The organism is Janthinobacterium kumbetense (genome assembly GCF_023703445.1).
Classification (GTDB): domain Bacteria; phylum Pseudomonadota; class Gammaproteobacteria; order Burkholderiales; family Burkholderiaceae_D; genus Janthinobacterium; species Janthinobacterium kumbetense.
Genome location: NZ_JAMQGR010000003.1, coordinates 346,362 through 363,915 on the forward strand (window position 1 = coordinate 346,362; position 17,554 = coordinate 363,915).

17 protein-coding genes are annotated in these 17,554 nt (G+C 64.5%); 10 read left to right on the forward strand and 7 right to left on the reverse strand.

The annotated features are described in order from the left end of the window. Positions 1–2 precede the first annotated feature (2 nt). The 3 genes from NCG91_RS12440 to fumC all read right to left on the reverse strand — a co-directional run bounded on the left by NCG91_RS12440 (position 3) and on the right by fumC (position 2,124). Positions 3–287, reverse strand: a complete 285-nt coding sequence (locus tag NCG91_RS12440; protein ID WP_034759786.1) for a hypothetical protein — start codon at positions 285–287, stop codon at positions 3–5. Between the two features lie 124 nt (positions 288–411). Then, a complete protein-coding gene (locus NCG91_RS12445; protein ID WP_071079051.1) occupies positions 412–633 on the reverse strand; it encodes an RNA-binding S4 domain-containing protein in 222 nt (73 codons plus the stop codon). 96 nt (positions 634–729) lie between these two features. Continuing rightward, entirely contained in the window at positions 730–2,124 is a 1,395-nt protein-coding gene (fumC, locus tag NCG91_RS12450) for a class II fumarate hydratase (protein WP_251349911.1), read from the reverse strand. 171 nt (positions 2,125–2,295) lie between these two features. Here fumC and NCG91_RS12455 point away from each other — a divergent pair, with 171 nt between their 5' ends. Continuing rightward, the gene (locus NCG91_RS12455; protein WP_251349912.1) at positions 2,296–3,450 is read left to right on the forward strand and encodes a FimV/HubP-related protein; all 1,155 of its coding nucleotides are present in this window, start codon (positions 2,296–2,298) and stop codon (positions 3,448–3,450) included. A gap of 429 nt (positions 3,451–3,879) precedes the next feature. On the opposite strand, the gene NCG91_RS12460 is transcribed toward NCG91_RS12455, so the two are convergent. Beyond that, entirely contained in the window at positions 3,880–4,176 is a 297-nt protein-coding gene (locus tag NCG91_RS12460; RefSeq protein ID WP_494337256.1) for a flagellar protein FliT, read from the reverse strand. 178 nt (positions 4,177–4,354) lie between these two features. Continuing rightward, complete coding sequence (locus tag NCG91_RS12465; protein ID WP_099668200.1) at positions 4,355–5,182, reverse strand: HDOD domain-containing protein; 828 nt, start codon at positions 5,180–5,182, stop codon at positions 4,355–4,357. A 138-nt stretch (positions 5,183–5,320) separates the two neighbouring features. On the opposite strand from NCG91_RS12465, the gene NCG91_RS12470 reads away from it, so the two are divergent. From NCG91_RS12470 to NCG91_RS12480, 3 genes are all read left to right on the forward strand, one after another. Next, positions 5,321–7,381: a M13 family metallopeptidase gene (locus tag NCG91_RS12470; RefSeq protein ID WP_251349914.1), complete on the forward strand. Its 2,061-nt coding sequence runs from the start codon at positions 5,321–5,323 to the stop codon at positions 7,379–7,381. 70 nt (positions 7,382–7,451) lie between these two features. Next, complete coding sequence (locus NCG91_RS12475) at positions 7,452–8,087, forward strand: class I SAM-dependent methyltransferase (RefSeq protein WP_251349915.1); 636 nt, start codon at positions 7,452–7,454, stop codon at positions 8,085–8,087. 174 nt (positions 8,088–8,261) lie between these two features. Beyond that, positions 8,262–8,447, forward strand: coding sequence for a CsbD family protein (locus NCG91_RS12480; RefSeq protein WP_077400637.1), 186 nt, complete (start codon positions 8,262–8,264; stop codon positions 8,445–8,447). A gap of 73 nt (positions 8,448–8,520) precedes the next feature. Here the strand turns inward: NCG91_RS12480 and NCG91_RS12485 are convergent, their stop codons facing one another. After that, on the reverse strand, positions 8,521–10,731 hold the full coding sequence (locus NCG91_RS12485) for a S9 family peptidase (protein ID WP_251349916.1): 2,211 nt from the start codon (positions 10,729–10,731) through the stop codon (positions 8,521–8,523). Between the two features lie 214 nt (positions 10,732–10,945). Next, positions 10,946–12,340 carry an MATE family efflux transporter gene (locus tag NCG91_RS12490; protein ID WP_251349917.1) on the reverse strand — a complete coding sequence of 465 codons (1,395 nt, stop codon included), beginning with the start codon at positions 12,338–12,340 and terminating at the stop codon, positions 10,946–10,948. 189 nt (positions 12,341–12,529) lie between these two features. On the opposite strand from NCG91_RS12490, the gene NCG91_RS12495 reads away from it, so the two are divergent. From NCG91_RS12495 to NCG91_RS12520, 6 genes are all read left to right on the forward strand, one after another. Then, a complete protein-coding gene (locus NCG91_RS12495; protein WP_099665187.1) occupies positions 12,530–13,195 on the forward strand; it encodes a beta/gamma-crystallin in 666 nt (221 codons plus the stop codon). Between the two features lie 179 nt (positions 13,196–13,374). Beyond that, positions 13,375–14,241 carry a beta/gamma crystallin-related protein gene (locus NCG91_RS12500; RefSeq protein ID WP_251349918.1) on the forward strand — a complete coding sequence of 289 codons (867 nt, stop codon included), beginning with the start codon at positions 13,375–13,377 and terminating at the stop codon, positions 14,239–14,241. 102 nt (positions 14,242–14,343) lie between these two features. Then, the gene (locus NCG91_RS12505) at positions 14,344–15,339 is read left to right on the forward strand and encodes a beta/gamma crystallin family protein (protein WP_251349919.1); all 996 of its coding nucleotides are present in this window, start codon (positions 14,344–14,346) and stop codon (positions 15,337–15,339) included. Positions 15,340–15,498: 159 nt separating this feature from the next. After that, positions 15,499–16,182 carry a beta/gamma crystallin-related protein gene (locus NCG91_RS12510; RefSeq protein ID WP_251349920.1) on the forward strand — a complete coding sequence of 228 codons (684 nt, stop codon included), beginning with the start codon at positions 15,499–15,501 and terminating at the stop codon, positions 16,180–16,182. Between the two features lie 130 nt (positions 16,183–16,312). Next, positions 16,313–17,239, forward strand: coding sequence for a DnaJ C-terminal domain-containing protein (locus NCG91_RS12515; RefSeq protein WP_099665183.1), 927 nt, complete (start codon positions 16,313–16,315; stop codon positions 17,237–17,239). 3 nt (positions 17,240–17,242) lie between these two features. Next, entirely contained in the window at positions 17,243–17,554 is a 312-nt protein-coding gene (locus NCG91_RS12520) for a chaperone modulator CbpM (RefSeq protein ID WP_099665182.1), read from the forward strand.

Below are 17,554 nucleotides of genomic sequence, written 5' to 3' on the forward strand. Positions count from 1 at the left end.
GTTTATTCGAAGGCCCGCAGCAGACGCGCTTCGCCCGTCTGATCGCGGTACAGGGCGTTCGCGGCCAGGGTGGCGTCCATCATGCGCGTGACTTGCTCTTCTTCAAAGCGGGCGAGCTCGGCAGTGGCCGCGACGAGGGCCAGTTCCAGCCTGGCGCGCGCGCTCTGGTACAGGCTGCTGGTGTATTTGTCTGTGTTACGCAGCAATTCTTCCGCGTTTTCTATTACCTGGCGCAAGTCGCCGATCAGGCGTTCCTGGCTGCGCGTACCTTGTTCGGGATGGTCCATGGCGCTTCCCCTCTGCAATCGATATTTATCTGACAATAACGACGTGTTTGCAGCTTGATCCAGGCAGCCGGCTGGCAGGGCGCCGGCTGGACGCATGGGGCTGCTTTCGCGCCCCATGCCGGCATCAAGCGGGAGCGACGACCGTGATACGGATATCGCCCACGCTGACGACCTGGCCGGCGCGGATCTTGGCGGTCTTGCGCAATTCCTTCTTGCCATCGACCTTCACCACGCCGCTATCGACCATGACCTTGCCTGCGCCACCGCTGTCGCACAGGCCGACCAGCTTCAGCAGCTGGTTCAGCTCGACGAACTCGGATGTTAAATCAAAGCTTACTTTTTGCATTGTATCCCTTATTGCAACGATGTGTTTTAAACACTTAATGACGGTGTCAACTAAGGTCATAGTTTACATGAAGCCAGGAGGAATGCAGGCTGAGCCTTAACTTTTGTTGGGCCGCGTCATGTCCAGGGGCACGATCCACGCACCGAATTGCTCTTCCGTCACAAAGCCCAGGGCCAGCGCCGCTTCCTTCAGGGTCGTGCCTTCATGCTGGGCCTGCTTGGCGATTTGCGCCGCCTTGTCGTAGCCGATGTGCGGCGCCAGCGCCGTGACCAGCATCAGGGAGCGCTCCATCAGTTCGGCGATGCGCTCACGGTTCGGCGCGATGGCGTGCGCGCAATGCTCGTCGAAGCTGCGCATGCCGTCGCCCAGCAGGCGCGCGCTTTGCAGGAAGTTGTGCGCAATCAAGGGCTTGAAGACGTTCAGCTCGAAATTGCCCGAGGCGCCGCCCACCGTGATGGCGACATCGTTGCCGAATACCTGGCAGCACAGCATGGTCAGCGCTTCGCATTGGGTGGGGTTGACCTTGCCCGGCATGATGGAGCTGCCCGGCTCGTTTTCGGGGATGGTGATTTCACCGAGGCCCGAGCGGGGGCCGGACGCCATCCAGCGCACGTCGTTGGCGATCTTCATCAGGGCCGTGGCCAGGGTTTTCAGCGCGCCATGGGCGGCCACCAGCGCGTCGTGGGCCGCCAGCGCGGCAAACTTGTTGCTGGCCGTCTCGAACGGCTGGCCCGTCAGGCGCGCCAGTTCCGTCGCGATGCGGCCGGCAAATTCCACGTGGGCATTCAATCCCGTGCCGACGGCCGTGCCGCCGGCGGCCAGCTGCAGCAGCGGCGGCAGCGATGCCGTGATGATGTGCTCGGCAAAGTCCAGCTGCGCCACGTAGCCGGAAAATTCCTGGCCCAGGGTCAGCGGCGTCGCATCCTGCAAATGGGTGCGGCCGATCTTGACGATGTCGGCAAACTCCGTCGCCTTCGCGTCCAGGGTGGCGCGCAGCTGGCGCAGCGGCGGCAAGACCGTGTTGGCGACGGCCAGGGCGGCCGCCACATGGATGGCGGTGGGAAAGATGTCGTTCGAGGACTGGCCCAGGTTGACGTCGTCGTTCGGGTGCAGCAGGCGCCCCTCGCCCCGCAAGCCGCCGATCAGCTCGGAGCCGCGGTTGGCCAGCACTTCATTCATGTTCATATTGCTTTGCGTGCCAGAACCCGTCTGCCAGACGGCCAGCGGGAATTCTGCTTCGTGCTTGTCGGCCAGTACTTCGTCGGCTGCCTGCGTGATGGCGATGGCTTTCTTGCCATCCAACAGACCCAGGTCCAGGTTGACGTGGGCGGCCGCGCGCTTGACGGTGGCCAGGGCGGCGATCAGTTCGGGCGGCATCTTTTCCGTGGAGATATGGAAGTGCTCGAGCGAGCGCTGCGTTTGCGCTCCCCACAGCCGGTCGGCGGGTACGTCGATCGGGCCGAAACTGTCGCGTTCGATTCTGCTACTCATGGCATCCCTTTCATCGATGGAGGTGGATCGAGTGTACTCCAGGCGTCAAAAAAGCACAGGATGATGCTGTATTGCATCATTTTTGCCCTGACCCATCTATATTTTTGCGATTTCCTGCCGTTAAAGACAGGCGAGTTCCCCTTCCTATCCTGTTATCAAAGCGATCAGTCCATGCAGAGCAGCATTTTTCCCCGTTGGTCCCTGATCGCGTGCGCCGCCGCCAGCCTGGCCTTGCCGCCCGTCATGGCGGCCGAACTGGGTGACATGGCCGTGCTGTCGCACGTGGGCCAGCCCTTGCTGGCCGAGATAGAACTGACGGCCCTGGCGCCCGAGGAAGCCGGCGGCGTGGCCGTGCGCCTGGCTTCGCCCGATGTGTACCGCGGCGGCGGCATCGGCATGGATCCGGCCCTGCAAACCTTGACCATCAGCCCGCTGGAGCGCGGTGGACGCCACTATGTGCGTGTGACAACGCGGCAAGCGATCCAGGCAGGCCACGTGCATCTGTATTTGTTGCTGGGCAGTGGCAATGGCGCCGTCGTGCGCCTGGGCACCTTGTGGCTGACGCCGGCGCCGCCCGCCGCCGTCGCCCCTGTCAGCGCGCCAGCCAGGCCCGCCGTTCCGGCGCCCGCGCCCGCGCCCGTGCCGCAACCGTTGCCATTGCCGCGCGCCGCGTCCGCCGCACCGTCGCCCGATGCCGCCGCCTTGGCGGCCCGCGCGCGCGCCGAGGGCCTGGTGCGCCCGGCGCGCGTGTTCGTGCCGCCGCCCGCCGCGCCCGCGCCGGCCGCTGCCGCGCTGCGTCCTGCGCCGTTGCGCCGCGCCACGGCGCCCGTCGCCGCTTGCGCGCCGCAGGCCAATATTGAGCAGGCGCAAGCGTGCGTGGCGCTGGATGAGAAAAACGCGGCCCTGAATGACAAGCTCGGCGAATTGGAAGGCAAGATCGGCGCCTTGCAGCAGGCGCTGGCTCAGCCTGCCGCCGCTGTCGCCGCCGCTGTCGCCGCCGCTGCGCCAGCTGCCGCGCCGGCCGAGGCGCAGGCGCCGCATGCCAAGCCCAAGCCCCTGCACGCGGCGCCCGCAGCCGAGAAGAAGGCGGGCGGCAACGGCTTGCTGTGGCTGGGTATCGGCACCCTGGCCTTCCTGTTGCTGACGGCCCTCATCGTGTATGTCGTGCGCAAGCGCAAGCAGGCGGCGGGGCCTAGTGCGCCGTCGAAATACTGGGTCTTGCTGCGCAAGCCATTCGGCCCCAAGAAGAAGGAGGCGTCCGTGCTGACGGAAGCGGTGGAAGAGGGCGCGGCGGACGAGCCGGAGCCGGAGCCGTTCTCGCGTTGATGATGTTGCAATGGCTGCGACAAGGCGGTGCCGGAATTTGATATAAAAAAAGATATTGAAAAAAGACAGAAAAATGCTTGTATCGCGTGTTGCCTGTTTCTTAAATATGGTGATATGATTAATTCAGTGGACTTGCTCTACGACAAAACAGCCCCAGCCTGGCGCAGTCACCAACGATAGTGTGGCGCGGCAAACAGGTGTAGCGTTGCATAAACGCCTGGGTCTGGAAGCGGTTCGCGATGCCGACGATGTGCTCGCGAACGCCGGATGCAACCGGCAGCGAGGCGACGCCAGGAGATACCTGGGGCTCGCCTTCCAAATTCCCCTCCTTGCTTCCCGACGCCACAGATGGCGCGCTCCCCGGCAAGGCGGCAGACGTAAAAAAAGCACCCGCGGGTGCTTTTGTCGTTTCTGGCGCTGCCATATGGCTTACATGTGGGCGCGCGAACCTTGCATGGCGTTCGGCAGCTGTGTCATCCACGGTTCCGTGATGGTGCGGATTTCGCGGTCGTTGGCCAGGATTTGCTTGAGCAAGTCGATTTTGCGCAGGCGCGAGGCGCCGGCCTGGGCGGGCACCTTGCCCGTCATGACCGTGCTGGCGGCGCTGGCGCACTGGTTTTCCAGGGCATCCAAGTCATTCCAGTCGCTCGAACGTGCGGCCACGACCATTTTATTGGTCATTCCTGCAATATTTTCATACATCGAGAGAACGTCGTTGGAGGTCATGAGCACACCCGTAACTAGTGAATGGATTACCGCTTGTCTAGATTAACGGCGTGCTTAACGGGAACTTGAGGGTGTTTTTGAAAAAAAAGTGAAAATAATTTGGATGATTTTGGCGATCCGCCGGAATCGTCCGCAAACCCGCATGGATGCAGGGTCGGCGATGCCGGCGGTGGGGGATTTATTTGACGAGTTCTTCCAATCCCGCGCTCAGTTCGGCTGGCGGCGGCATCTTGTCGACCAGTACCGAGGGCGGCAAACCCAGCGCTTCGGCCACGTTGCCGGGGTAGCAAGCGATGATTTCTTCATTGCTCAGGGCGTTTTCATCGATGCGGGCGCGCCAGGCGGCCAGGTGGATGATGGCGGCCAGGCGGTTCAGCGGCGCCTTGGCCAGCGGGTCGGGAAAGGCGGCGATGGCGTCGGCAAAGGCGCCGGGGAACTTCCAGCGGCGCGCCAGTTCGGCGCCCACCTGTGCATAGTCATAGCCCAGCGAGACCCGCTCCGCGTCGAGCCGGCGCGCATCGAGGGGCGGGGCGATCTTGTCGAGCTGCATGGCTTGCTCGGGCATGGCGGCATGGATCACCAGTTGTCCGATCGCATGCATCATGCCGATGGTGAACGCCAGGTCCTGGTTGTCGCCCGTCTGCCTGGCGATCCAGCGGGCCGACACGGCGCTGTGCAGGCTGTAGCGCCAGAACTGCGGCAGGTTCAGGCCGGGCACGGCCTTGAAGCCGCTGACCAGGCCCGAGCTGATGACGAGGGTGCGCACGGTAACAAAGCCGAGCATGAGCACGGCGTCTTCCACCGTGCCGATGCTGCGCGAGACGTGGTAATAGGCTGAATTGGCCAGCCGCAGCAGCTTGGCGCTCAAGGCCGGGTCCGCTCCCAGCTGGCGCGCGATGTCTTCGGTGGCGATGGCGGGGTTGTCGAAACTGCGCACCAGTTCATCGACGATCTTCGGGGCGGCAGGCAGGGCGTGGGGTTGCTGGAACAGCGCTTCCAGTTGCATGGCAATCTCCTTGGCGTACGCGCGGCACGGGGTCGTGAAACTATAGGCCGATTTTTTGTCCGCATGCAAAAAAGTTCCGGGATGCTTTTTGCATGGGAAACAGGCTATGATTTTGACTATTCCATCGAAAGGATCGCCATGCACGGTTTGCGTTTTTCCTGGTCCCGGACGCCTGTCCAGGCCGCCATCGTCCTCGCCCTGGCCGGCGTTTCGCTGACCGGATTGCCCGCCCGGGCGCACGGCCAGTCGGCGGCCGCCAGCGCCGTAGCCCCCGCTGCCTTGCCCGGCGACGACTTCTATGACTACGTGAATGGCGACTGGCTGCGCGGCACGGAGATTCCCGCCGACCGCAGCAGCTGGGGTTCGTTCGCCATCCTCGCCAATGCGACCAACGAGCGCATCATCGCCCTCGTCGAGGGCCTGGCAGCGGCGCCGCAGACCGATGCCTCCGCGCGCCAGGTCAGCGATTTTTACCGTTCCTGGATGGATGAATCGGCTATCGAAGCGAAAGGCTGGGCCCCGATCAAGCCCTTGTTGAGCAAGATCAATGGCATACGCGACCAGGCCGGGCTGGCCCGCGCGCTGGGCGAAAGCTTGCGCGCCGATGTCGACCCGCTCAATTCCACCAATTTTTATACGGAAAACCTGTTCGGCCTGTGGGTGGCGCAAGACTTGAACGACACCACGCGCAATGTCGCCTACCTGCTGCAGGGCGGACTGGGCTTGCCTGACCGTGCCTTCTACCAGGACGACAGCGCCCGCATGCAGGGCTTGCGCGCCGGCTACAAGGCGCATATCGCCGCCATGCTCAAGCAGGCCGGCTACGGCGATGCGCCGGCCCGCGCCGCGCGCGTGTTTGCGCTGGAACAGCAAATTGCCGCCAGCCACGCCAGCCGCGAGGATTCGGCCGATGTCGCCAAGGGCAATAACGCGTGGCGCGCCGCCGACTTCGCCAGCAAGGCGCCGGGCCTGGACTGGCAAGCTTTCTTCCAGGCGGCGGGCCTGGGCAAGCAGATGGATTTCATCGTCTGGCATCCGTCGGCCATGACGGGCAGTGCCGCGCTGGTGGCGAGTGTGCCGCTGGCCACGTGGAAGGATTTCCTGGCCTTCCACGTCATCAACCATTTCAGCACCACCTTGCCGAAGGCGGCCGCCGACCAGCGCTTCGCCTTCTATGGCAGCGCTCTGAGCGGTACGCCGCAGCAGTCGCCGCGCAGCAAGCGCGCGCTGGCCGCGACGAATGCGGCCCTCAGCGACGCCGTCGGCAAGCTGTACGTGGAACGCTATTTCCCGCCGGAATCGAAAGCCCGCGTGCAGGAGATGGTGACGAATATCGTCGCCGCCTTCTCGCGCCGCATCGACAAGCTGGACTGGATGGCGCCGGCCACCAAGGCGCAGGCGCAGGAAAAACTGCAAACCCTGTACGTGGGCGTGGGCTATCCGGAACGCTGGGACAGTTACGCTGGCTTGCGCGTGGTGCGCGGCGACGCGCTGGGCAATGTGCAGCGGGCGGAACAGTTCCACTATCGCCAGGAGCTGGCCAAGCTGGGCCAGTCGCCCGACCGCAAGGCCTGGGCCATGCCGGCGCAGCTGGTCAATGCCGTCAACCTGCCGCTGCAAAATGCGCTGAACTTCCCGGCCGCCATCCTGCAGCCGCCATTCTTCGACCCGCAGGCATCCGATGCGGCCAATTATGGCGGCATCGGCGCCACCATCGGCCACGAGATCAGCCACAGTTTCGATGATCAGGGCGCGCAGTTCGACGCCCAGGGCAAGCTGCGCGACTGGTGGACGCCGGCCGACCTGGCGCATTTCCAGACGGCATCCAAGCAATTGGTGGCGCAGTTCGCGGCCTATAAACCGTTCCCCGACCTGGCCGTGAATGGCCAGCTGACCCTGAGCGAAAACCTGGCCGACCTGGCCGGCGTGGCGGCCGCGCATGATGCGTTCACCCTGTCGCAGCAGGGCAAGCCGCTGCAGGCGGGCGCGGACCGCGATTTCTTCACGGGCTATGGCGTCAGCTGGCGCAGCAAGGCGCGCGAAGCGGCGGCGCGCCAGCAGATCCTCACGGATGGCCATGCGCCGGCGCAATACCGTGCCGCCACCGTGCGCAATCTCGATGCCTGGTACCCGGCCTTCGACGTCCAGCCGGGCCAGCAGCTGTACCTGGCGCCGGAGCAGCGCGTGCGCGTCTGGTAAGAGTGCTGACGCTGCCGGCCGGGGAGCTGGTCGGCAGCGTAAAATGGCGGAACATATCGACAGGACCGCCATGCAGCCAAGCCCACCGCAAGACCCCATCCACGCCATCACGGGCCGCACCCTGGCCCATTACGACGCCAGCGCCGAGCAGTTTTTCGAAGGCACGCGCGACCACGACGTCAGCCAGAACATCGCCGCGCTGCTGGACGCCATCGGCAAGCCGGCGCCGCTGGCCATCCTCGACCTCGGTTGCGGCCCGGGCCGCGACCTGAAGGCGTTCACGGCCATGGGGCATCATGCCACTGGCGTCGATGGCTGCCCCCGCTTCGTCGAGATGGCGCGCGCCTACAGCGGCTGCACCGTGTGGCAGCAGGATTTCGTCGACCTCGATTTGCCGGCCGCGCACTTCGACGGCGTGTTCGCCAATGCCGTGCTGTTCCACGTGCCCAGCGCCGTCTTGCCCGGCGTGCTGCGCGCCTTGCACGCTTGCCTGAAGCTTGGTGGCGTGCTGTTCAGCTCGAATCCGCGCGGCCAGAACCAGGAAGGCTGGAATGGCGCCCGCTACTGCAGCTATCACGACGAGGAGACGTGGGCCGCCTACGTGCAGGCGGCCGGTTTCAGCCTGCTCGACCAGTATTACCGCCCGCCGGGCTTGCCGCGCGAACAGCAGCCGTGGCTGGCCACCGTGTGGCGCAAGCCTGCGTGATCGCCGATATTGACGCAAATTGAGCATGTGTTAGGAACCGTACAGAGCATTGATCCCCCGCCCCGTAGTATGGACACATCGACACGCAGCAAGCAGTTTGCAACAGCGTGTGAGCCGCAGTACCGGCCCTTCGGGGCCGGACAACAGATGTACCAACTACAGTGAGGATCCATCATGAACAAAGATCAAGTCGAAGGTAAACTGAAGGAAGTCGGCGGTAAAATCCAGGAAGCCGCTGGCAAGATCGTCGGCAGCGAAGAACAGCAAGCCAAGGGCCTGGCAAACCAGGTCGAAGGCAAAGTGCAGAAGAAAGTCGGCGACGTCAAGGACGCGGTGGAAACCGTTACCCGTAAGCCGTAATCTGACGCACGCATAAAAAAACCGCCGCCTGTCGCGAGACAGGCGGCGGTTTTTTATTTGATGCCGATCAAACTTATTTCACTGGATTGGCCAGGTTCTGCTTGAAGAACATCTCGATTTTCTTGTACACGTGGCGTTGGCCCGCGCGCGACGAGATGCCGTGCTTGGCGCCCGGATACGTCATCAGGTCGAATTGCACGCCGCGGTTCACCAGCGCGTCGATCAGGCGCGTGCTGTTGCTGAACAAGACGTTGTCGTCGGCCATGCCGTGCACCAGCAGCAGCGGCGACTTCAGGCCGTCCAGGTGGGCGAACACCGTGCTGGCCTTGTAGCCGTCCACGTTTTCCTTCGGCATGCCGAGGAATTGCTCCGTGTAGTGGGTGTCGTACAGCGACCAGTCGGTCACGGGCGCCACGGAAACGCCCATGGCGATCTTGTCGGACGCTGCCGACAGCAAGCGCAGCGTCATGAAGCCGCCGTAGCTCCAGCCGAACACGCCGATGCGTTTTGCATCGACGAAGCTTTGCTTGCCCAGCCAGTCGATGCCCACCAGCTGGTCCGCCACTTCCGCTGCGCCCAGGTTGTGATAGATGGCGTCCGTGAACGCGCGCTCGCGGCGCGACGAGCCGCGGTTATCGAGGCGGAAGACGACAAAGCCCTGCTGCGCCATGTACTGGTCGAAGTTGTTGCCCCAGCGGCGAGCCACGTGCTGCGAGTGCGGGCCGCCATACGTCGACAGGTAGACGGGATAGCGCTTGCCCGCGTCGAAGTTCGACGGCTTGACGATCGAATAGTGCAAGGTCTGGCCATCGTTGGCCTTCAGGGTGCCGTATTCCGTCGGCAGGTGGTCCGCCTTGTACTTGTAGTACGGGTGGCTGGCGTTGAGCGCGTTTTCTTCCAGCCAGCCCACCATGGCGCCGTCCGGACGGCGGATGCTCACTTGCGGCGGCGTGGCCGGGTCGGAATACGTGTCGACGAACACTTCGCCATTGCGCGAGAACGTCGTGTCGTGCCAGCCATCGGCCTTGGTGACGCGCTGCGGCTTGTCGGCCGTGCTGCCGTCCAGCGCAAGGGCGTAGGTCTGCTTGTCGATGACGGCGTCGCGGTTCGAGGATACGTAGACCTTGCCCGTCTTCTGGTTCACGGCCAGCACGCTGTCGATGCCCCACTCGCCGGAAGTGACCGGGTGCAGCAGCTTGCCGCCCATGTCGTACAGGTACAGGTGGTTGCGGCCCGTGCGCTCGGACGACCACAGGAACTGGCCGTTCGGCAGGAAGCGCAGGTCGTCATGGATGCTGACCCAGGTCTTCGATGTTTCCGTCAGCAGGGTGCGCTGCGCCAGGGTGGCCGCATCGACGGCGACCAGGTCGAGGGTCTTCTGGTCGCGCGACTGGCGCTGGTACACGAGCGACTTGCCGTCCGCGCTCCAGTCGGCGCGCACCAGGTAGATGTCCGGGTTCGTGCCCAGGTCCACCTGGCGCTGCGCGCCTGTTTCCGGGGAGACGATCAGCAGCTGCACCAGCACGTTCGGGTCGCCCGCGGCAGGGTAGCGCTGCTCGACGACGTCGGTGCGGTCGGCAAAGATTTCGAAGCGGCGCACGACGGGCACGGGCGCTTCGTCATAGCGTTTATAGGCGATGGCGGAATCGTCGGGAGCCCAGTAGTAGCCGGTGCGCTGCCCCATTTCTTCCTGCGCCACGAATTCGGCTTCGCCGTTGCGGATGGTGCCCTTGCCATCGGTGGTCAGCTGGCGTTCCTTGTTCGTCTTGAGGTCGATCACATAGATGTTTTGATCGCGCACAAACGATACGTAGCGGCCTTTCGGCGAGATTTTCGGGTCGAGCACATTGCCCTTGGCGACCAGGCGCGCCTTGTCCGGGTGGGCCGCGTCGACCAGGTACAGATTGCCGGCCAGCGGCACCAGCAGCTGCTTGCCGTCCGGCGACCAGCTGTAGCTGAGAATGCCGTTCAGGCTGGCCGTGCGCTCGCGTTCGCGGCGCGCCTGCTCTTCGGGCGAAATCGTTTCATTCGGCACCAGCGCCTTCGAGTCGACCAGGCGGTGCGTGCTCTTGTCCTTCAGCTTGAATTCCCACAGGTCGAGCTGGAACTGGTTGTCCGCGCGGCCGCGCAGGAACGTGACGCGCTCGCCGTCGGGCGAGACCTTCAGGTTGCGCACGCCGGGGCCGGCCAGCGCCGGATCGGCGTGGATGCGTTCCAGGGTCAGCTTTTCAGCCGATGCGGGAACGCTGGCCACCGCGGCCAGAAAACAAAGAATAAAACGCATGGATGTCTCGGTGATTGTAAAGGGATGTCAAGAAGATGCTTGACAGCAAACGATACCAGAGCACGGCGTTTAATGCGATAGGGCCAGCCACGGAATAATCCGGAAATTGCCTTCTTTACTTTGGCGGAAAGAGTGCGGCGCTGGGGCTTTGTATGGCGAAGCAGGGAGGGCGGCACGCATAAATTGCGCGCCGCCCTGTGTTCCATGCATTGTTTCAATGCGCCGCGCGCAGGCGCTGCTGCGACAGCCGGTTCAAGTACCAGGTCAGCAGCACGGCGGCGACCGTCAAGCCCGTGACGAGGCCGATCCAGAAACCGGCGGCGCCCATCGGCTCGGCCGGCGACCAGGGGAAACCGGCTGGCGCGAGGCCCAGCACGTAGCCGATCGGCAGCGAGAAGCCCCAGAAGGCCAGCAGCTGGATCAGCATCGGCTGGCGCGTCACCTTGTAGCCGCGGATGGCGCAGGACGTGGCCACCTGCGTCGCGTCGGACAGCTGGAACAGGGCGGCGAACAGCAGCAGCTGCGCGCACAGGGCCTGCACCTGCGGGTCGGACGTGTAGGCTTGCGCGATCTGGTGGCGGAACACGGTGATGACGGTGGCCGAGACGATGGCCGCCGTCAGCGACATGGCGACGCCCACCCACGAAATGAAGCGCGCGCGGCGCAGGTTGGCTTCGCCCACGGCGTGGCCCACGCGCGTGACCAGCGCGATGCCGAACGTGAGCGGCACCATGAAGACGACGGACGAGAAATTCAGGGCGATCTGGTGCGCCGACACCTGGATCACGCCGAAGCGCGCCACCAGCAGGCTGATGACGCCAAACGCGCTCACTTCGGCAAAGTAGGTCACGCCGATGGGCAGGCCCAGGCGCAGCATGGGGCCGATGGACGACAGCTGCGGCCCTTCCCAGTGCGTGAACGGGTACGTAGCGCGGTAGGCGGGCGCGATCTTGATCCAGGCCAGCATGGCCAGCAGCATCATCCACACGCAGCAGGTGGTGGCCACGGCGCAGCCCACGCCGCCCATCTTCGGCATGCCCCAGTGGCCGTAGATCAGCAGGTAGTTGACGAGGATGTTCAGGCCCAGCGCGGCCAGCGCGATGACCATCACGGGCTTGGTCTGGTTGATGCTGGTGCTGTAGCCGTACAGCGCGCGGTAAGCGGCGAACGGCGGCAGCGCGCAGCTGATGATGTGCACGAACAGCTTGGCCTTGGCCGCGACATGGGGTTCGAGCATCAGGTGGTCGAATACCAGCGCCGCCATGTTCGTCAGCAGGCAAGCCACGAGGCCCACGAGCAGCGCCTTCCACAGCGACTGGCGCACGATGTGCGGCACCCGGTCGTGGCGCGCGGCGCCGATTTCATGCGCCACCAGCGTATTGATCGCCATCATGATGCCGCTCACGGTGACGAGTACGATGGACCAGATGGCCGCGCCCAGCGAGACGGCGGCCAGTTCCTCGGGATTCGTATGGCCCGTCATCGCCACGTCGGCCGCGCCCATGCCGACGGTGGCCAGCTGGCCGATCAGGATGGGCCATGCCAGCTTCCACAGCGAAGAAATTTCAGTACGGACGGCGGGCAGGGTAAACGAGGTAGTGTGTGGCATGGTCGGCAAGCTTGACTAAACACAAGATTCTACCGGCATTCACCGTGCTTGTCCGCCGTGGCATCCCTGGCGCCTGGGCACGGTAATCATTTGTTACAGCTAAGTGGGCCAGTCGCGGATAGACTGCGCGCTCTATTTGGCAAAATGACCAAATAGTCAACCGCAGTACCTTGACTATGGAGTAAGACCATGTTGAAGAAAGCTTTGAACTGCGCCCTGCTGCTGGGCGCCGCCATGACGGCCGAACTGGCCGGCGCCGGCGAACTGACCCTGTATTCGCGCGACGATTATCACGGCCGCTCGCACACCGTGCGCGACGCCGTGGCCGACCTGGAAGAGGTCCGTTTCAACGACACGACGCAAAGCATCCGCGTGCGCTCGGGCCGCTGGGAAGCGTGCGAGGAAGCCGATTTCCGCGGCGCCTGTTTCCTGCTCGAGGCGGGCGAGTATCCGTCGCTGGACGGCCATGCCAACAAGATCACCTCGCTGCGCGAAGTGCGCGGCGGCTGGGACGGTTATCCGGGTCGCGACCGCGACCGGGGGCGCGACTGGGACGGCCGCCGCGACCGCGACCGCGAGCGCGGCCATTTGCCGGGGCGCTCGCTGGGCGGCGAACTGACCTTCTATACGCGCGACGATTTCGCCGGCCGCAGCTTGACCGTGCGCAATGCCTCGGCCGATTTGCGCGAGCGCGATTTCAACGACACGGTGCAAAGCGTGCGCGTGCGCTCCGGCTATTGGGAAGTGTGCGAGGACGTGGATTTCCGCGGCCGCTGCCGCACCCTGGAACCCGGTGAATACGCGAGCCTGGAGCGCCTGAGCAACCGCATCTCGTCGGTGCGCGAAGTGCGCTGACGCGGGGCAGCGCGTCGGCGAAATGGCAATAACCGGCTCCCGCAGGGCCGGTTATTGCTTTTGGTAACAATTTGTTGTCCTTTTCTCATACTTTGTTACACCGTTTTTTCTACGGATGGCTACACTGACATCAGTTGTCATGTCGATCACTTGCCTTTGCCGCCACCGGAGACCGCCCCATGAATCGCCCGTTCGCTTTTGCCCTGCTGTGCGCCAGTTCGCTGTTTGTCCACCTCGCGGCGCAGGCCGGCGAGATCCGCCTGTACACCGACGATAATTTCAAGGGCAGGGTGGTGGTCTTGCGCGATACGACCGATGACCTGTCGCGCGTCAATTTCAATGACGCCGCGTCGAGCATCCAGGTCGAGTCGGGCAGCTGGGAAGTGTGCACGAATTCCGATTTCAAGGGCGATTGCAAGACGCTGGAACGCGGCGACTACCGCTCGATGCCGGGCATGAACGACAAGATTTCATCCGTGCGCGATGTCGGCGGCAGCGGCAGCAGCAGCGGCGGCCGCCGCGCGGCGCTGGAACTGTATGCGGACGGCGGCCAGCGCGGCGCGTCTGCCGGCATCAACGCGGACCGCGACGACCTGGTCGACATCCGCTTCAACGACCGCGCCAGCAGCGCGCGCATCGAATATGGCTACTGGCAGCTGTGCAGCGATTCCAACTACCGCGGCAGCTGCCGCGTGTTCGGACCTGGCAGTCACGATGACTTGGGCAGCCTGAGCGGGCGCGTGTCGTCGGCGCGCCTCGTCGATCCGCGCGAAGAGAACCGTCCGCAGAATAACGAGGGACTGGTGGTGCTGTACGGCCGCGCGTTCCTGAATGGCCCCGGGCTGCAGGTGAACCGCGACGTCAGCGACCTGGTGCGCCTGAACTTCAACGACCAGGCGGCCTCCATGACCATCCACGAAGGCACCTGGGAAGTGTGCACGGACTCGCAGTTCAGCGGCACCTGCGAACGCATGGGACCGGGCAAGTATGAAACCCTGGGCGCGACGCTGGAAAAGCGCATTTCCTCGCTGCGCCGCCTGTATTGAATGCGCGACCGGGCCTTCGCCGAGGCCTTGTATTTGTTACACTAACACCCTGGCGTTTTGGCCAGGCGAATCATCACCAAAGAATGAAGAATGGAGTTAATCATGACTGGCCCTTTCAAACACGCGCAGGCATGCGCGGCGACCTTGCTGCTCTCGCTGGGGGCGCATGCAACCGCCCATGCGGGCGATATCACCTTGTTCGAGGATGATAATTTCCGGGGCCGCGCCGTGAACCTGCGCGAGACGACGGACGATTTGTCGCGCTTTGGCTTCAACGACAAGACGTCGAGCATCCTGGTGCGTTCAGGAACCTGGGATGTGTGTACCGATGCCGGCTTCCGCGGCAATTGCAAGACCCTGGGGCCGGGCGAGTACCGCTCGATGCCGGGCATGAACGACGCCATCAGTTCGGTGCGCGAATCGGGGCGCGGCGACGGCTACAATCCGGGACGCCCCGGGCGCGATCCGGACCGCGGCCATGGCGGTTATGGCCGTGGCGGCACCCTGGAAGTGTATTCGGGCGCGGGGCAGAATGGCGGCTCGGCGCGCCTGAACCGCGATACGGACGATTTCGTCAGTATCGGCTTCAACGACCGCACCACGAGCATCGTCATCTACAACGGCTACTGGCAGCTGTGCAGCGATTCGAACTACAACGGCGTGTGCCGCATCTTCGGCCCCGGCCGCCACGACGACCTGGGGCGCGGCCTCGATGGGCGCGTCTCGTCGGCGCGCATGGTGGACGAGCGCGAAGCGCGCCGCCAGCAGCAGTATGAGCAGCAGTACCAGCGGCCGCAATACGAGCAGCAGTATCCGCAACAGCAGTATCCGCAACAGCAGTACCAGCAGCGCGGCGCCGTCCTGCTGTTCCCCGAAGCGGGCATGCGCGGCGAACCGCTGGCGCTGGACCGCAATGCGGAAGACCTGGTGCGCTACAACTTCAACGACCGCGCCTCGTCCATCGTCGTCAACGAGGGGCAGTGGGAAGTGTGCAGCGATTCGAACTTCCGCGGCCGCTGCGAAGTGATCGGGCCGGGAGAATACGGCCGCCTGAATGGCATGGAAAACCAGATTTCCTCGCTGCGCCGCGTGCGCTGATCGCGTCTTGACGCGGTACTGACAGGCCGCCTGCCGGGTTGATCCCGCCAGGCGGTTTTTACATTCCCTGCCGTGTGCTGACATTTGCTTGCCCTTTGTTACACTCGCCGCCTGCCGCCTGGACTACACTGGCGAAAATGTCTCAGTATTGGAGTTGTCATGGTTCGATCTTTCCGGCCCGCGCTGCTGTGCGCCGCCACCCTCCTCGCCCCCCTTGCCGCATCGGCGGGCGAAATCACCCTGTTCGAGGATGCCGGTTTCCGCGGCCGTCCGGTCACCCTGCGTTCCGATGCGGGCGATCTGTCGCGCATGGGCTTTAACGACAAGACCTCCAGCATCATCGTGCGCTCGGGCACCTGGGAAGTGTGCAAGGACGCCAATTACCGTGGCAACTGCCGCACCCTGGGACCGGGCCGCTACGACACCATGCCGGGCATGAACGACGCCGTTTCCTCCGTGCGCGAAGTGGGCCGGCCGGGTCACGGCGGCGGCGATCACCGTCCCTACCCGCCGCGGCCGAACCGTCCGTATCCGGAGCCGGAACGCCCATACCCTGGCCACGGCCATGGCGGCGGCCACCGTCCCGACATGAATGGCGCCGTGCTGATGTTCCCCGATGCGGGCATGCGCGGCCGGCCCGTGCGCCTGGACCGCGAAGTGCATGACTTGAGCCGCTATGGCTTCAACGACCGCGCCGAATCGATCGTCGTCAACTACGGCCGCTGGGAATTCTGCGTCGACGCCAACTTCCGCGGCCGCTGCGTGGTGATGGGGCCAGGCAGCTACGGGCGCCTGCACCATGGCCTGGACCGCCGCATTTCCTCGCTGCGCCGCGTGCGCTAGACCTTTTCCGCTGCCCTTGCACCGCCCGCGCGACCCGTGTCCCGCGGGCGGTTTGGTTTGTGCGTCCGCTGTCCTCCGGCCAATTCGTGTACTCTTCCTACAGGCACTTCAACCATGGGGAGCAGGCACGGTGGAATACAAGGATTATTACAAGGAACTTGGCGTCGAAAAGACGGCGACCGAGGCCGAGATCAAGAAGGCGTACCGCAAGCTGGTACGCAAATACCATCCCGACGTGAGCAAGGAGCCGGACGCCGACAAGCGCACCAAGGCCCTCAACGAAGCCTACGGCGTGCTGGGCGACGCGGAAAAGCGCGCCGCCTACGATGAACTGGGTCGCAGCGCGCAGGGCCATCCCAAGGGAGAGCCCTTCCGCCCGCCGCCGGACTGGGGTGCCGGCTACGAATCGTCGGGCGCCGACGACAGCGACTTCTTTGCCGACCTGTTCGCCCACGTGGGCGGGCGGCGCCGCGCCAACAGCACGTTCCAGATGCAGGGCGAGGACAGCCACGCCGCCATCACCATCGATTTGCAGGACAGCTACCAGGGCGCCAAGCGCCATATCGTCATGCGCGTGCCCGAGGCGGATGCGCAAGGCCACGTGGTGACGCGCGAACGCACGCTGGAAGTGACGATACCGAAAGGCGTCACGGAAGGGCAGCAGTTGCGCATGAAGGGGCAGGGCAATCCGGGCAGCGGCGGCGCGCCCGCCGGCGACTTGTACCTGGAAATCCGCTTCCGGCCCGATGCGCGCTACAAGGTGGAAGGGCGCGACGTCTTCGAGACGGTGCCCGTCACGCCGTGGGAAGCGGCGCTGGGCGGCGAGATCGACGTGCCCACGCCATCGGGCACGGTGTCCGTCAGCGTGCCGCCCAATTCGCAGACGGGGCGCAAGCTGCGCCTGAAGGGACGCGGCATCCCCGCCGCCCAGCCGGGCGACCTGTATCTGCTGCTGGAAGTGGTGCTGCCGCCGGCGAACGATGACAAGGCGCGCGAACTGTATGCAACCATGGCGCGCGAGATGGCTTTCAATCCGCGCCAGAAGCTGGGAGGGTAAATCATGACAAACAAGGTAATTGGCGAATTGCTGGAAGACCGTGCCCTGAGCCTGGAAGAACTGGCGCGCGCCTGCGCCGTGGAGCCGGACTGGGTGGTGCAGCACGTGCAGACGGGCGTGCTGCTGCAAAATGGCCCGCCGGCGGGGCAACTCACGGCCTGGCGCTTCACCAGCCTGGACCTGGTGCGCGCGCGCCGCCTGCACGAAATCGAATCCGTGTTCGACGCGAACGCCGAACTGGCCGCGCTGGTGGTCGACTTGTCGGAAGAAGTGGCGCGCCTGCGGCGCCGCCTGCACGTGCTGGGCGTCGATTAG

Excerpts from the sequence above, each read along its gene's own strand:
- NCG91_RS12440 (WP_034759786.1), bottom strand. The coding sequence starts at position 287 with ATGGACCATCCCGAACAAGGTACGCGCAGCCAGGAACGCCTGATCGGC.
- NCG91_RS12445 (WP_071079051.1), bottom strand. The coding sequence starts at position 633 with ATGCAAAAAGTAAGCTTTGATTTAACATCCGAGTTCGTCGAGCTGAAC.
- fumC (WP_251349911.1), bottom strand. The coding sequence starts at position 2,124 with ATGAGTAGCAGAATCGAACGCGACAGTTTCGGCCCGATCGACGTACCC.
- NCG91_RS12455 (WP_251349912.1), top strand. The coding sequence starts at position 2,296 with ATGCAGAGCAGCATTTTTCCCCGTTGGTCCCTGATCGCGTGCGCCGCC.
- NCG91_RS12460 (WP_494337256.1), bottom strand. The coding sequence starts at position 4,176 with ATGACCTCCAACGACGTTCTCTCGATGTATGAAAATATTGCAGGAATG.
- NCG91_RS12465 (WP_099668200.1), bottom strand. The coding sequence starts at position 5,182 with ATGCAACTGGAAGCGCTGTTCCAGCAACCCCACGCCCTGCCTGCCGCC.
- NCG91_RS12470 (WP_251349914.1), top strand. The coding sequence starts at position 5,321 with ATGCACGGTTTGCGTTTTTCCTGGTCCCGGACGCCTGTCCAGGCCGCC.
- NCG91_RS12475 (WP_251349915.1), top strand. The coding sequence starts at position 7,452 with ATGCAGCCAAGCCCACCGCAAGACCCCATCCACGCCATCACGGGCCGC.
- NCG91_RS12480 (WP_077400637.1), top strand. The coding sequence starts at position 8,262 with ATGAACAAAGATCAAGTCGAAGGTAAACTGAAGGAAGTCGGCGGTAAA.
- NCG91_RS12485 (WP_251349916.1), bottom strand. The coding sequence starts at position 10,731 with ATGCGTTTTATTCTTTGTTTTCTGGCCGCGGTGGCCAGCGTTCCCGCA.
- NCG91_RS12490 (WP_251349917.1), bottom strand. The coding sequence starts at position 12,340 with ATGCCACACACTACCTCGTTTACCCTGCCCGCCGTCCGTACTGAAATT.
- NCG91_RS12495 (WP_099665187.1), top strand. The coding sequence starts at position 12,530 with ATGTTGAAGAAAGCTTTGAACTGCGCCCTGCTGCTGGGCGCCGCCATG.
- NCG91_RS12500 (WP_251349918.1), top strand. The coding sequence starts at position 13,375 with ATGAATCGCCCGTTCGCTTTTGCCCTGCTGTGCGCCAGTTCGCTGTTT.
- NCG91_RS12505 (WP_251349919.1), top strand. The coding sequence starts at position 14,344 with ATGACTGGCCCTTTCAAACACGCGCAGGCATGCGCGGCGACCTTGCTG.
- NCG91_RS12510 (WP_251349920.1), top strand. The coding sequence starts at position 15,499 with ATGGTTCGATCTTTCCGGCCCGCGCTGCTGTGCGCCGCCACCCTCCTC.
- NCG91_RS12520 (WP_099665182.1), top strand. The coding sequence starts at position 17,243 with ATGACAAACAAGGTAATTGGCGAATTGCTGGAAGACCGTGCCCTGAGC.